Origin of the sequence: Flavobacterium cupriresistens (genome assembly GCF_020911925.1) — a bacterium.
Classification (GTDB): Bacteria; Bacteroidota; Bacteroidia; order Flavobacteriales; family Flavobacteriaceae; genus Flavobacterium; species Flavobacterium cupriresistens.
Map to the genome: position 1 here is coordinate 4432699 of NZ_CP087134.1, position 14770 is coordinate 4447468.

Here is a 14770-nt window from a genome sequence, read left to right on the forward strand (position 1 = left end):
TTAAAAATTGTTTAAATTCTACTATTTATCTAATTCAATCGCACTTAATAAAAAGGCTCCGATACCTATTGCTCCATTTTCTTTTGTCTTTGCAGTAAGGTAATACTCGTTTGTACCATCGCGGAAAGGTTTTCCTCCCAAACCAACATTTGAAGAAACATTGAGAATGTTTACTTCACCCGCTTTATTCACTTTTACAAACTCTTTTATAAAACTGTCAAATGATTTTTGAGCCGTTCGCTTGTAGCTTGAAGCTAAATATCCTCTGTTTGCTCCTTTTGCAAAAGCATAAATAAGCATTGCAGAAGCCGATGGTTCGACATAATTCCCAAATAATTGAGGCTTATCTGCTACCTGATACCATAAACCTTCGGGACTTTTATACTCGTTTGCATTTTTGGCTATTTGATTGAGATAGGCAACTAAAACTTTATACTTTGGATGTGATTTTGGAAAATAATCCAGTGTTTCTGTCAAAGCCAGCATATACCAGCCAATGCCACGCCCCCAGATTGTTGGCGATGTTCCGGTTAGCTTATTGGCCCAACCAATTTCCTTACTTTCGTCCCAAGCCTGATATATTAAACCTGTCTGTTTGTCTATTATGTAATTTTGTACCAACTCAAATTGTTTCGCAATATCATCCAGACTTTTCCCTTTTTCATACTTCATGGTAAATTGTGCGTAGAAGGGTTCGGCCATATACAAACCATCAATCCACATTTGGTTGGGGTAGATTTGTTTGTGCCAAAATCCTCCGCTGGCTGTTCTGGGTTGACTTTCTAATTGATTTCGAAATTGACCCAATAGTTTTAAGTAACGGGAATCTTTTGTAACCTCATATAAATTAAACAGCAGTTTCGCAGGGCTTAAATAATCGATATTGTATTCTTTTAAATCGTACTTTTTAATACTTCCGCTACTGTCAATCCTTTCATCGACATAGTTTTTTATGTAGTTCAGATATTTTTTGTCGTTTGTCTTTTGAAATAATTTTTCAAAACCGGACAATACAAAACCCATTTTATAATCCCACTTCGGTTTGTCATTGCCATCAAGCTGCCAGGCATTTGGATAGTTTCTTAAGACAGTTAGCGCTGTTCTTTCCGACCATTTTAACTGATCAGAGATAATCGTTTTATCGGAATCATTCTGACCTTGTGCTTTTATTTTACTGCCAAAAATCAGCAGTAAAACAATAACAACTTTTATAAAATTGATCTTTTTAAAAACAGCTTTTATCATACTATTACATTTTACCTTTTTTGTTCAGTACTTCTAATCTTTCGTCCAGATATTTTACAAATTCTTCTTTTGTTTTAATACCGTTTGCTTCTTGTTCCCAGGCACCTAACAGATAGAATGAAGTCCATTTGGTTGTGGGTTTGAATACTAACAAATAATCTAAATCGGTATCAACGTTATTTTCAATAGTGCTAACTTCGTAGAAAAGAGCCATTCCCAATTTATCCGGAACCAGTGATTGCTGACCATAAGTTGCTAAATAGGCCCACTTTTTATTCTTGCTTTCTTTTTTAAGCAATTCGGTGTTTTTTTGTTTCACGATTCCGGTACAAATTCCCTGAATTGCTGATGAAGCTTTAAAAGCATGTTGTGTATACAGTTGATCCGGTTTTATGGTTAATTCCGATATAAAGTTAATTTTATCTGAAGCGGTTTTCCATCCGAAATAATCAATTTTTACTACCGATTCGTTAGCTTTATTTGTCACATAGGCGATTGTTGAATCGACTTCGTGGAAGTGTAATTTTTCTTTGTTTAAATAACGATCTATTGATCCAATTCCGATTCCTTTTCCGGCTTTGAGGATATCTGCTCCCCAATCACTCATTTCGTGATAGGAATCAAAATTGTCCTGTCCTACTTTTGGTAATATATTCTCAGTTGTTTTTTTTCCGAAAATATCAATCGCATTTCTCCAATCTAAATACAAGCGGTATCCAATTCTGTTGTTCTCCCATCCCGGACCTTCGTAGCGAATATCAAAGGAATGATCGGTATGTTCCGGAGCCAATTTTAGTCGGTCAACATTATTAAAAGTGGTTCCTCCAATGTATTTGCGTGCCTCCCATTTTCCATCTGTTTTTGCGGATATTTCGGCGTACGTTTTGTTCTTTTTTATATCGTATTGCTGCGCATTGGCTGCTGTAAAACCTAATAAAAATAAAGTCGCTATTTGAATTCTTGCTTTCATTTTATTCCTGAATTATTTAAAAATTTTATCTAAAAATTGCGTTGTATAACCAACTGTTTCCTGCAACCACGGCTCAAAAAACCAAAAAGAATGCGGTGTGTTTGCTATTGTTTTAACCTCACTGTAAATGCTATTCTGATTTAAAATGGCAATCATATCGTCTCTTCCGGCATGAAATCTTTCGAAACTACTGTTTATAAAAAGTATTGGAGGTGTATTTTTGTTAGCGTGACTCAAAGCTGAAGCCTTGTTCCAGTTCTCCGAATTTTCTTCATAAGTCCCATTCAACCAAAAAGCAGCCATTTCTTCCTCATTTGATTCCGGATGTTTAAAAGCCAAAATTCCGTCTATATCAATAATCGCGTTTACTTTTGAGGATGTTTTACTTGTATTGTTTGTATCTTCAAAAGTCAAGTCTTCATTTGTTGTACCAATCAAAGCTGCCATTTGTCCGCCCGAAGAGCAGCCCAAAATCGCAATTTTGTTTGGATTTGCATGAAATCTTTTCGCATTATCTTTTATAAACTTTATCGCGTTTTTTACATCATATATCGCTTGCGGATATTTCGCTTCAGTTGATAATCGGTACTCAACGGCAAAACAGGTATATCCTCTTGAGGCTATTTCCTGTGCGAGAACCCACATCTGATTTTTATTGCCTGACTTCCATCCTCCACCATGAATTAAAATTACAACCGGATTTCTCTTTTCCTCCTTCGAATTTACAAAAGAATCTAAATGTAATGCTCTCTCTTTTTGCTTATTATAAACTATATCGTAAATCTGGTCCACATTTTCATCCTTCTTTGCTTCGGCGATCTTTATAAAAGGGTATTTTTTGATCAGCTTGGCGTAGGTGCTTTTTATTGTATAGGTTGTATCGATACTGTAAGCCGTCTGCGATTGACTATGGTTTACGGATAAAGCAAAAACTAGTAACAGTATTTTTTTCATTGCTTTTGATTTAAAACAGCATTAGAAGCTCGCTGTTTATCAAGCTCCTAATACCATTCAAAAAAAACAAGAAATAGGCATCAACCAAATGTTTATCTCTTGTTTTATTTAAAATTAACTTGTTGATCGCAATTATTTTTTAACACTTAGAAACATAGAACTTACCATTCGAAAAAGAATATTTGAATCATGTTATTCCTCACATAGTATACTTTTTGAAATGTATCGTTGTTTGTTTACTTGTTTAAAATTAACTCGTTGAATGTCATTCTTTTTTAGTACATAGAAACATAGACTTTACTGTTCGAAAAAGAATATTTGAGTCCTGTTATTCTTCCTATCGTATGCTTTATGAAAGGTATGGTGTTTACTTTACTTTACTTTCATTTTCATCAGCGCAAAACTATGTTTCTATGTATTTAATTGTATTAATTATAGGCCGGGTTTTGTGGGAAATTTTTACTTTGATTTAAATCCAAAGCCTCTTGTGGAATTGGTCTCAAAATTTTCTTTTCTCCATTTGCTCCGTCAAAATTTGCTGCTTTAATATTGAAATTATGTAAAGAGGCTCTTTCGATTAATTTTCCGGTACGCTTCAAATCAAACCAGCGGTTGTATTCTCCGATCATTTCTCTTGCTCTTTCGTCCAAAATATAATCGATGTTAAACTCTCCGGCAGTTGCATTGGCCACACCGGCTCTTTTGCGTACTTCATTTAATCTGATTAATCCTGTGGCAGGATTGGTGCGCAAATAAGCTTCTGCTGCAATTAAATAGGTATCTGCCAATCTGGAAATTACAAAATCACGGGTACTTGTTCTTGGTGTAGTTGAACTAGTAGCGAAAGGTGCTTTTGGATCATCAAACTTGCGAACCGGAATAGTTTGGTAATCACTATTCAAACCTTTTCCTGCACCATAAGTTCCGTATAGGTGAATATTAGTTTTTGGATTTGCCAGTTTGTATGCATCTAATTCTGCCGGAGTCATCCATTTGGGTACATAAAAATGAGTAACCGCTAAACCTGTTTTATTGGCTACATCATAATAATCATAATATCTTGTATAGGTTTGTGTCATAAAAGTTCCATCCCAACGGGTATCTCCTTTTTCAAAAAGTCCAATCGCGAAATCAGTTGGCAATAAGTTGTATGATCTGTAAGGCGCTTTACCTGCCACTTCTGATCCTCCTAAATAAGAACTAAAATAACTTGCTTGCCCGTTTCCGGTAGTCTGCGGGTTGGAACTGTTAGAACCGGCACTAAACTGAGCCGAGAAAATTACTTCTGCATTTATATCATTTGCCGGCAACCATAAATCACTATACTTAATAGTCAAAGCCTGACCGGCTATAGCATCGTCTGCATATTTTGCAGCAGTTGCAAAATCGGTTGCGGCACCAAAAGTTTCATAGGCTCTGGTTAAATATACTTTTGCCAATAAATCCTGAACGGCTCTTTTGGTCACTCTTCCTGTAAAAGCACCGGCGGGTACCAAATTGAGAGATTCTTCTAATTCTTTAACTATAAAAGTATAGATTTCTTCTGCTGAATTTCTATCAAAAGACAATACCGGTGAATCGTGATATTGGGTGTCTAAACTAACACCTCCGTAGGTTTGTACTAATAAAAAGTAGGCATTTGCTCTTAGATACTTTACCTCTCCGATTCGGGCACTTAAGGTTGCCGTTTTCTCTGTTAATTCTCCAAAATGCAAAGCTGTATTGGCTCTTTGAATGGCTTTGTAACATTCTTTATACAGATAATCTACATTGGGAGAGGAAGAAGTCAGTTGTGTATATTGGCTTATTCCGATTGGTTCTGTACTTCTGCCCTCGGCATATAAATCTGTTCCGGAAACAAACAACCAGGGTTCACCACCGTAAATATCTTTTAGTTCTGCATAATTTGCATTTATTAAAGATTCATATCCTGATGACTTCAAATATTCCGAAGTCTCAGCGCTGGATCTGTTGTCCTCTTCGATAAAATCACTACAAGAACTAAGTGTTAATAATGCTATTGATAGGGTTATTATTGTTTTTTTCATTTTGACTCTTTTTAAAATTTAACACTCATTCCCATTTGATACGTAATCGATGCTACACGACCTACACCAAATCCTGCTGCAGCCCATTCCGGATCGTAACCATCATACTTGGTGAATACAAATGGATTTAAAACATTTACATAAAAACGCAGGTATTTCATTTTAAATTTCTCAATAACGCTTGGCTTAAAAGTATATCCTAAAGCAATATTTTTAATTTTCACAAAAGAGTTATCTCTGTAATAACCTACACCATTAGAATTCCAATAAGTACCTTCGTTAAATGCCATTGGATATTGGTTAGAAGCATTCGCCGGTAACCCTGCATCATTTGCCGGAATATACCAGTCAATATCAGCTTTCTGACGACCTCTGTCAAATACATTCGTAAAGTTGGCGTGGTAAGGGCTAAATACATACGATCCCTCGCTGATAATTGCTGAAGCTGATAAATCAAAATTACCTACATTCAATTTTGTTGAAATACTGCCTGTCCAATCCGGATTGGCGTGACCCAAAATTTGTCTGTCGTCTGTTGTGATTTTTCCGTCGCCATTTACATCTTCTACTCTTGCCTGACCCTCACTTTGTCCGTAAGATGCGGCTTCAGCAGCTTGATTGGCTTGCCAGATTCCTGTAAATTTATAATTGTAAATAGCGTCTATCGATTCACCAATAAACAAATTGTTCCCTACATCATCATTTTCTTCATCGTAAACCGATACAATTTTATTGTTGTTTTTTGAAAAAACGAAAGTTGTTTCCCATTTCACAAAATCAGTATTGATGTTTTTTGTGGTTAACAATACTTCTATTCCTTTATTGCTTACGGAACCGATATTATTGGTGTAAGTTCCGTATCCATTTTCTGTTGGTAATTTCTGATCCAGTAATAAATCGGTAGAAAGTCTGTCGTAAACATCTACACTACCTGTAATTCTATTGTTTAAAAATCCGAAATCCAATCCAACGTTAAACTCTCTCATTTTCTCCCAACCTAATTCTTTGTTGGCCGGTTTCCCTTGCAACCATCCGTTTGCCGTTGTATTATTGTAATCGTAATACGTTTGCTGATCTATTTTGTTAATGGTAGAATAAGCCGCTACCTTGTTGTTTCCGGTGTATCCGTAACTTGTTCTAAGTTTTAAATCGGAAACAACTTGTTGGGTTTTCATAAAACTCTCATCCACTACTCTCCATGCGAATGCCGCTGAAGGAAATGAACCCCATTTGTTATTGTCTGCAAATCGGGAAGAACCATCCCATCTGTCTGATAGCGTCAATAAGTAACGTCCTTTATAACTGTAATTTAAACGTAACGCATAAGAAAGTAAAGTACTTTTAAGATAACTTGAACCTACTAAAAAAGTCGATTGTTTCCCTGAACCTAAATTGTCAAATCCCAAATCAAATGGCTGATCTGTAGAACTTGCCGAAGTGGTTTCCGTTTTATCATAATACATACTTTGAAGTCCCAATAAAGTAAAAGAATGATCCTTATTTAAATCATAGTTAATCGTAAACTGATTGTCCCAGGTTGAATTGAAATTTCCTTTTTCATTAACTGAAGCCGAAGGTAAATTTCTGTTAGCAACACCTGTATTGGTTAAAGCACCCCACGCCTGTCCTTGTCTGGCGTGATCATAACCAACTGCATAAGTAGATTTAAAAGTAAGCCATGATATTGGTTTGTACTCTACAAATACATTTCCTACACCGTTCCATCTTGTAATTTCATTGGTTGAATTGGCAATTTCCAATAACGGATTATAAGTACTTGTTTTATTAATTAAGAAAGCACCTGAATCGTCTGTCAATTTTCCCGGTAATGGAAATAAGTTTCCATGCAAATCATAAGGAGTGTAAAACGGACTTAATCTGAAAGCTTCCTGCATAGCCAAAGCACTTCCTAATTCCTGATTTGTTTTGGTCAGTGTCAAATTAGTTCCCACTGTAAATTTATCGTTCAGTTTGTGTGTTAAACCCACTTTAAAACTGTATTTATCTAAGGATTCATTCTCAACATTTCCAGTTTCGTTTTGCAAACCAATACCTAAATTATACGCTAATCCGCTATCACCGCGACCTGAAATTGACACGTAATTATTTTGTTGAATACCATCTTTAAGTACGGCATCGTACCAGTCAAAAGTATCATTGTTGGCTACTCTTTCGGCAAGTAATGAGTTTTGTGTACCTATAACGGTAGCATTTAAAGTCGCCGGTGTAACGGTTCCCGTAATCGGATCTTTTTTAGCTGTCGTTAAATAAGCCGACTGATGATACAACCACCATTTTTGTCCACTCATCATTTTAGGCAATCTCGCAACTTGTTTTCCTCCAATGTAAGAATCAATAGAAACCGTCATTCCGGCTTTGGCTGTTGATCCACTTTTGGTAGTTACGATAACAACTCCATTGGTACCACGTGAACCATAAATCGCTGTGGAAGAAGCATCTTTTAAGATATCAATTCTTGCAATGTCTTGTGGGTTTAGAAAGTCAATTCCGTCCGTTGGAACTCCATCTACCACAAACAAAGGTGTCGCTCCTCCCGAAAAGGAACTTTTTCCTCTAATTGCAATTGTGAAAGGATCACCCAAACGTCCCGTTGAAGCATTGATCTGAACTCCGGCTACATTTCCTTGTATTCCTTCCAGTACATTGGTCGTATTCTTTTCGGTAATGGCCTTAGCATCCAATGTTCCTACTGAACCAGTCAGATCGGTCTTTTTTACAGTACCGTACCCAACTACAACAACTTCTTTTAAGGCATTTGTATCTTCAACAAGGCTTACGTTAATGGTTGTTTTTCCTCCTACCGTAATCTCCTGTGTTTGAAATCCTATAAAACTAATATTCAATACCGCTTTACTGCTACTGACTTTTATTTTATAAGTTCCTTCAAAATCTGTTGACACTCCATTTTTAGTCCCTTTTTCGAGAATATTTACTCCCGGTAAAGAAAGACCTGCTGCATCTGTAATTTTCCCTTCCAATGTGATTTCCTGACTATTCTGGGCATACAGCTGAGTCCCTAATATTAAATTCAGGAAAAATAAAAATACAATGCTGTATTTTCTCTTTCTCTTTAATAGTTTTTTTATGCTCATTTTTGTTTTAATGGTTTGGTTAATTGATAGTTATTAGCTTTTAATTTTTAATCGATTCTACTTTTTTTCCATTGATATAAGTATTTAAAAAGTTTACGTTTTTGACATTTTTAAGGGAATAGAGGGAATCTACTTTTTCTATTACCACATTTTTCAGGGTGATATTTTGTATCGGTGATTCTTTGTAACCGTCGGCCAGAATCCCATATTTACCTCCATTTTTTACTTTAATATTTTCCAAACTAATATTTCTGATGGACGGTATAAATTTTCCTTCCTGACCACCATACACATTGTACGTCATCGTTGCTCTCAACACGCATTCGCGTACCGTTCCAACTTCAATATTTCTGACATAGATATCTTCTGTTGTACCACCGCGTTTCGAGTTGGTTTTGATTCTGATGGCGCGATCCAGATTTGGACTGTCCATGCTGCAATTTTCAACAAAGACATTGTTGACGCCAGCCGAAATTTCGCTTCCCATTACAACCCCGCCATGACCGTCTATCATTTTGCAATTTTGAACGATAATATTTTTACTCGGAATTGCGACCCTTCTTCCGTCAGCATCTCTGCCGGATTTTATGGCAATACAATCGTCACCCGTGTTGAACGTGCAATTTCTAATGATTATATTTTGAGAGTATTCCGGATCACAACCATCATTATTAGGACCGTGACTGTTTATCGTCAGACCGTCGATAATCATGTTATTCGATTTTATCGGATGTACAATCCAAAAAGGTGCGTTTATAATTTTAATATCTTTTAGGAGCACGGTGTTACATTCGAAGAATTCAATAAAACTGGGGCGTAAATAACGTCCTTCACCAAAGACTCTTTCGGAAACCGGAACTCCTCTTTCGGCCATATCAATCAATACTTCTCGATTCTGCGGGTCATTTTGCGACGGAATCCCTTTTTTCCATCCATACTCCTTACCTCCGGACCAAACCCACCAGTTACCATTATTCGCCTGACCGTTAAGAGTTCCTTTTCCGGTAATCGCGACATTGGTTTTGTTCTTCGCGTAAATAAGAGGAGAATAATTCATTAATTCTGTTCCTTCCCATGAGGTATGAACCAGTGGATATTCTTTTGGATCTGTACTAAAAAGAATTTCGGCCTGATCTTCTAAATGCAGATTTACATTACTTTCTAAATGTATCGGTCCGGTTAGGTATTTTCCGTTTGGAACGAGTACTCTTCCTCCTCCGTTTTTAGCACACTCTTTAATTGCTTTTTCGAAAGCCAGCGTGTTTGACGTTTTTCCATCTCCAACAGCACCAAAATCATTTACCGAATAGCTTTTATTAGAAAAATGCGTTTCAGGAATACTCTTTACTATTAATTCCATTTTTTTCCATGGATCAACTTCAGATGAATTTAGAGGTTGTTTTCCACAGGATAAAAACAATACGGAAATCAAACCAAGAACGGTTGTTAATTGTAACACTATAGATTTATTTGCAATCATTTATGGCGTAGTTTTTTATTTTTCAGCAACAATTGTAAGTTTTATGTAATCGATTACACGAAAGTAAAAAAATACTTTGATTGCACCAAATTTATTTAGAAAAAATTTATATATTTAATTTTTATTACCAATTATATTTACACTTAATGTAAAAAAACGCATAATTTATTATCATTGTAGTACTGCAAATCGTTAAGATATAAATATTGGTAATCGATAACATTAAATAATTGTTATACAAAAAAAATGTACTTTTGTCCAGTAACTAACTTGAAAACCTATTGAATGAGCGAAAAAATAACCATTTACGATATTGCCAAGAAATTGAATATCACCGCTGCAACCGTTTCCAGAGCGTTAAACAACAATCCGAAAATAAAAGAAAGCACCCGTGAGTTAGTACTCAAAACGGCAGCTTCGATGAATTACAAGCAAAACAAACTTGCTTTAGCCTTAAAAAGTGGCCGTAGTAATAATATAGGAGTAATTGTTCCGCGCATTGACAGCAACTTTTTTGCCTCGGTAATCAGAGGTATTGAAGAAGAATTACATCCGCATGGTTATCAGGTCATCATTTGCCAGACACATGAAGATCCTAAAAGAGAAAGTGAAAACTTATATACGTTAATAGATGCTCAGGTAGATGGTATTTTAATGTCTGTTACCGATGTGGCAAACGAAAATACGGCTGCTTTTCAATATGTATTAAATAAAAATGTACCCTTAGTATTTTTTGACAGAAGTAAACATATAGATGGTGTCAGTTCTGTTACCATCAATGACTTTAAAGGTGGATACATGACCACCAAACATCTGATTGATGAAGGTTGCAAAGCTATTGCTCATTTTTCAGGAGACTTGTCTCTGGAAATCTTTAAAAACAGGTTTTTGGGCTACAAACAGGCTTTATCAGATCATGGAATGCCTTTTAATGAAGCGTATGTTATTCGTACAAAAAGTGCTTTAGATTCCGGTAAGGAAGCTGTAAATGTCTTATTACAATTAGAAACTCCGCCTGACGCTATCTTTTCATCGAGTGATTTTGCGGCTTTAGGGGCTATTCAGGTATTAAAAGAAAAAAATATTAGCATTCCGGAAGAATTTTGTGTGGCTGGTTTTAGTAATGAGCCTTTTACTAAGTTCATGGAATTGTCAATTACTTCTGTCGATCAGTCTCCTCTTGAAATGGGAAAAATGTCTGCTCGCGTTTTCTTAGAACAGGTAGATAAAACGGATACGATCAAAATTGAGAAAAAGGTTGTTTTGGCTCCGGAATTACATATTCGGAAATCGTCTTCCCGAACTGTCTCTTAGTGAAATACTCCTTTGAATAATAAACCCAATAACTTCAATGTTTATTGGGTTCTTTTTTTTAAAACATATAAGTGATGTAAGTTCATTGTAGTTATGGGTGTAATTACTTTGCGTTATTGGGGGCTTTAGTTGGGCGTAATTCATTATAACACATAGACTCATAGCTCACAAAGCCTAAAAAAAGACGTTTCACTTCAAATAAAACACATAAGATTATTTGAGAAAATCTTGATTTTCTTGAAACTCCTTAAACTGTACATTCTTAAACTATGTGTCTATGTATTAAACAACTCTCAATAGAACTACATATGGTCAGTTAAAAATAAATGAGTTGCATTATGAATTTTTAAGCAATCATTTGAGCATAAATTTCATAAATAAATTTCGCAACCAACAGCATAAAAAATTACTTTTGTTACGTCAACGATAAGTTCCACTGCACATGAATATTAATCTATTAACGACTATTTTTATTGTGGGAGGATTGACTTTGTTGTCGTTTCTCAAATTGAGCAATGTTGATGCTGTAAATCGGAAGGCGAATATCTCTTTTGGAATTTTCTTGTTGCTTTGGTCGAGTTTCTGGTTAGATGAACTGCTCTTTGCGAGTCATTTAGAGAAAGGAGATTTTATCTTTTACATTATACGTTTTGTTCAATTATTTACCCCTATTCCTTTCTATTTCAGCATTGTATTTTATACCAGCCCGAATTACAAAATAACATTTCGTGACTTGCGATTTCTTGTTGTACCGCTGCTTTTTTTAATCCTTATCCTGTTCCGATCCTTGTTAGATAAAACACTTATCAATTTATGGATTAGTTGTGTTTCTCCACTTCACGCTTTGTATTATCTGCAATTATCATTTAGAAGAATACTTAAACATCAAAAGGACATTGAGATTTTTTCATCCAACAAGGAATTAATTAGCCTCAATTGGATCAAGTACATTATCTACTGTTTGGTTCTGTCTGCTTTAGCAACCATTCTTTATACCATTTTAGTTCCAAATGGACCGTTAAATACCTATATCAATTTATTCTTTTTGGGCACGGTTTATTTTGTGGCTTATCATTCAATCAAACAAAAGGAGTTGTTTCCGGTTGGGTATGTTCCCGAAAAAGAAACCGAAATTTTTACAGCGCAATACGAAGGTAATACTCCGAAAAACAAACTGTTTGATGATAAAGAATTAGCGCTTTACAAAAATAAGTTACTACAGTTAATGTCCGAAGAAAAACCTTACCTGGACACCGAACTTAATCTAATCAAATTGTCAGATATGCTGGGGCTTTCCGGACATCAACTCTCTTATATCATCAACAACGGATTTGATGAGAATTTTTTCTACTTCGTCAACAAATTCAGAGTTCAAAAAGCCAAAGAACTGCTCGAAAAACAGGATAATGATAAATTTACGATCTTAGCTGTTGGTTATGATGCGGGATTCAATTCTAAGACTTCTTTTAATACTACTTTCAAAAAAATGACCGGTGATACGCCTTCCGATTACCGAAAAAAGCATTCAAGACAATAAACTACTGCTGGCAACATTAGGGCCAATTCGGATCAATACTATTTAACACATAGACACATAGATTTGGGATTTACAATTTATGCTGTTTAAATAAAAACATAGTTTTTACACATAGTCTTATGTGTTTTATTTGAAGTGAAGCGCCCTTTTATTAGCTATGCAAACTATGACTCTATGTGGTAAAATTAATTACACCCAAAGAGTTTACTATTAAACATTAAAATAGGTTCCGATAGATAAATCCGAACCTTTTACCCAATTATCGAATCTACTTTTACACCTTAAATCACAAACAAATGAAAGAGTTGTATACAGTAGTAACCGGAGCAAGTCAGGGTTTAGGAAAATCGTTTGCCTATGAACTTGCACAAAGAAATGAGAACTTAATTTTGGTGAGTTTGCCCAATCAAAACTTGCGGGAATTGTGTATGGAATTACAAAGTCGTTTTAAGATCAAAATCCACAGTTTTGAGATTGATCTGACCCGAAAAAGTAATGTGCTAAAATTAGCCAGTTGGATCAACGACAATTTCAACCTGAAAATGTTGATTAATAATGCCGGAATAGGCGGTACAAAAGAATTTGAGAAGGCTGGTGTACACTATCTCGACAATATTATTCAGCTTAATGTTATGGCCACTTCTTTGTTGACGCATCAGGTATTGCCCAATTTACAGCGTCACCATAAAGCCTATATTTTAAACATTTCCAGTCTTGCCGCCTTTTCTCCTATTGCCTACAAAACGGTTTATCCGGCCTCAAAGGCTTTTGTATACTCCTTTTCACGAGGTTTATATGAAGAACTAAAAGATACAAATGTTTTTGTGAGTGTTGTAAATCCTGGTCCGATGAAAACAAATGACGAGGTAACAAAGAGAATTGAAAGTCAGGGATTCTTTGCCAAAATGACCTCCTTAGATCCAGATCAGGTGGCCGTTTTTTGCCTGAACCGATTAGAGAAAAGAGATACTGTAATCATGGTCAATCAATTTAGCTGGCTTTTCCTGAAAATTTTGCCTGTTTGGTTCAAACTGCCAATGCTCTCCAATAAAATTAAAAAGGAACTAGCCTTATGAAAAGAGTTTTCATGACCGGAATAACCGGATTATTAGGAACCAATCTGGCCAACGAATTGTTACTTCAAAACTATCAGATCACCGCAGTCACTAGAGATCCTGATAAATATATTGGCAACCTAAATTCCAATCTAAAATTAATAAAATCTAATCTGCACGCTGATCATACCGAATACCTTGAAAACATTGAAATCGTGATTCATATCGCTGCCGAAACGGCTACAAATCTTATTCGCTATTCCGATTATGAAAAGATAAATTATGATGCCACAGTGTTATTATTTAAAAGCGCCCAAAAACAACAGGTGAAACAATTTATTTTCATTAGTACCGCCAACACTATTGGTTATGGCTCTCTTGCAAGCTTAGGAAATGAATCCCGAAAAATCAAAAGTCCCTTCTCGCAATTAGATTATGCAAAAACCAAACTTAAAGCAGAAGAATATGTATTGAAGAATGCAAAAAACATGGCGGTAAAAATTTTAAATCCAACTTTTATGATTGGTCCCTACGACAGCAAGCCGAGTTCAGGGAAAATTATTCTGATGAGTTTAGGTAAAAAGGTTGTCTTTTATCCGCCCGGAGGCAAAAATTTTGTGGCTGTAAAAGATGTTGTCAGTGCTATCATTAATAGTTTTGAAAGTGGAAACACAGGAGATAAATATCTTATTGCAGGAGAAAATCTCTCTTATAAACATTTTTTTGAACAACTCAGAACGCAGCAAAATCGAAAGCAATTTTTAATTCCTGTACCAAAATTTATATTGATTGCCTTAGGGTTTATGGGAAGTACAGTCCGTTTTTTTTCAATACAAACAAGTCTAAGTCTCGTCAATACCCGAATCCTGTGTGTAAACAATTATTACTGCAACAAAAAATCCAAAGAGCAACTCAAAATGCAATACAGCCCTATTGAAAATGCACTATTTGAAGCAGTAGACTATTTTAATTCAAAAAAGTAGTTTTTTTAAAACCATATATTTTTAAACCATATAAGTGATGTAAGAAAATATAAGTTTTGCCGAAATGCGCT

General features: G+C 35.4%; 10 protein-coding genes. 4 read left to right on the forward strand and 6 right to left on the reverse strand.

The window, feature by feature from the left end; genetic code table 11:
* Nucleotides 1-21 precede the first annotated feature (21 nt).
* The 6 genes from LNP23_RS18110 to LNP23_RS18135 all read right to left on the reverse strand — a co-directional run bounded on the left by LNP23_RS18110 (nucleotide 22) and on the right by LNP23_RS18135 (nucleotide 9810).
* Nucleotides 22-1245, reverse strand: coding sequence for a glycoside hydrolase family 88/105 protein (locus LNP23_RS18110; RefSeq protein WP_230002293.1), 1224 nt, complete (start codon nucleotides 1243-1245; stop codon nucleotides 22-24).
* Between the two features lie 4 nt (nucleotides 1246-1249).
* Nucleotides 1250-2215, reverse strand: a complete 966-nt coding sequence (locus LNP23_RS18115) for a DUF4861 family protein (RefSeq protein WP_230002294.1) — start codon at nucleotides 2213-2215, stop codon at nucleotides 1250-1252.
* Nucleotides 2216-2227: 12 nt separating this feature from the next.
* Nucleotides 2228-3169, reverse strand: coding sequence for an alpha/beta hydrolase (locus LNP23_RS18120; protein WP_230002295.1), 942 nt, complete (start codon nucleotides 3167-3169; stop codon nucleotides 2228-2230).
* A 428-nt stretch (nucleotides 3170-3597) separates the two neighbouring features.
* Complete coding sequence (locus tag LNP23_RS18125) at nucleotides 3598-5217, reverse strand: RagB/SusD family nutrient uptake outer membrane protein (protein WP_230002296.1); 1620 nt, start codon at nucleotides 5215-5217, stop codon at nucleotides 3598-3600.
* A gap of 11 nt (nucleotides 5218-5228) precedes the next feature.
* Nucleotides 5229-8330: a SusC/RagA family TonB-linked outer membrane protein gene (locus LNP23_RS18130; protein ID WP_047777248.1), complete on the reverse strand. Its 3102-nt coding sequence runs from the start codon at nucleotides 8328-8330 to the stop codon at nucleotides 5229-5231.
* Between the two features lie 40 nt (nucleotides 8331-8370).
* Nucleotides 8371-9810, reverse strand: coding sequence for a glycoside hydrolase family 28 protein (locus LNP23_RS18135; protein ID WP_230002297.1), 1440 nt, complete (start codon nucleotides 9808-9810; stop codon nucleotides 8371-8373).
* Between the two features lie 285 nt (nucleotides 9811-10095).
* Between LNP23_RS18135 and LNP23_RS18140 the strand changes: the two genes are divergently transcribed.
* The 4 genes from LNP23_RS18140 to LNP23_RS18155 all read left to right on the forward strand — a co-directional run bounded on the left by LNP23_RS18140 (nucleotide 10096) and on the right by LNP23_RS18155 (nucleotide 14699).
* Nucleotides 10096-11124 (forward strand): LacI family DNA-binding transcriptional regulator, encoded by a 1029-nt coding sequence (locus LNP23_RS18140; protein WP_230002298.1) that lies wholly within the window; start codon nucleotides 10096-10098, stop codon nucleotides 11122-11124.
* Nucleotides 11125-11566: 442 nt separating this feature from the next.
* Entirely contained in the window at nucleotides 11567-12661 is a 1095-nt protein-coding gene (locus tag LNP23_RS18145; protein ID WP_230002299.1) for a helix-turn-helix domain-containing protein, read from the forward strand.
* Nucleotides 12662-12957: 296 nt separating this feature from the next.
* Complete coding sequence (locus tag LNP23_RS18150) at nucleotides 12958-13737, forward strand: SDR family NAD(P)-dependent oxidoreductase (RefSeq protein WP_230002300.1); 780 nt, start codon at nucleotides 12958-12960, stop codon at nucleotides 13735-13737.
* Nucleotides 13734-14699, forward strand: coding sequence for an NAD-dependent epimerase/dehydratase family protein (locus tag LNP23_RS18155; protein WP_230002301.1), 966 nt, complete (start codon nucleotides 13734-13736; stop codon nucleotides 14697-14699). The genes LNP23_RS18150 and LNP23_RS18155 overlap by 4 nt, the downstream gene beginning before the upstream one ends.
* Nucleotides 14700-14770 lie beyond the last annotated feature (71 nt).

Excerpts from the sequence above, each read along its gene's own strand:
- LNP23_RS18110 (WP_230002293.1), bottom strand. The coding sequence starts at position 1,245 with ATGATAAAAGCTGTTTTTAAAAAGATCAATTTTATAAAAGTTGTTATT.
- LNP23_RS18115 (WP_230002294.1), bottom strand. The coding sequence starts at position 2,215 with ATGAAAGCAAGAATTCAAATAGCGACTTTATTTTTATTAGGTTTTACA.
- LNP23_RS18120 (WP_230002295.1), bottom strand. The coding sequence starts at position 3,169 with ATGAAAAAAATACTGTTACTAGTTTTTGCTTTATCCGTAAACCATAGT.
- LNP23_RS18125 (WP_230002296.1), bottom strand. The coding sequence starts at position 5,217 with ATGAAAAAAACAATAATAACCCTATCAATAGCATTATTAACACTTAGT.
- LNP23_RS18130 (WP_047777248.1), bottom strand. The coding sequence starts at position 8,330 with ATGAGCATAAAAAAACTATTAAAGAGAAAGAGAAAATACAGCATTGTA.
- LNP23_RS18135 (WP_230002297.1), bottom strand. The coding sequence starts at position 9,810 with ATGATTGCAAATAAATCTATAGTGTTACAATTAACAACCGTTCTTGGT.
- LNP23_RS18140 (WP_230002298.1), top strand. The coding sequence starts at position 10,096 with ATGAGCGAAAAAATAACCATTTACGATATTGCCAAGAAATTGAATATC.
- LNP23_RS18145 (WP_230002299.1), top strand. The coding sequence starts at position 11,567 with ATGAATATTAATCTATTAACGACTATTTTTATTGTGGGAGGATTGACT.
- LNP23_RS18150 (WP_230002300.1), top strand. The coding sequence starts at position 12,958 with ATGAAAGAGTTGTATACAGTAGTAACCGGAGCAAGTCAGGGTTTAGGA.
- LNP23_RS18155 (WP_230002301.1), top strand. The coding sequence starts at position 13,734 with ATGAAAAGAGTTTTCATGACCGGAATAACCGGATTATTAGGAACCAAT.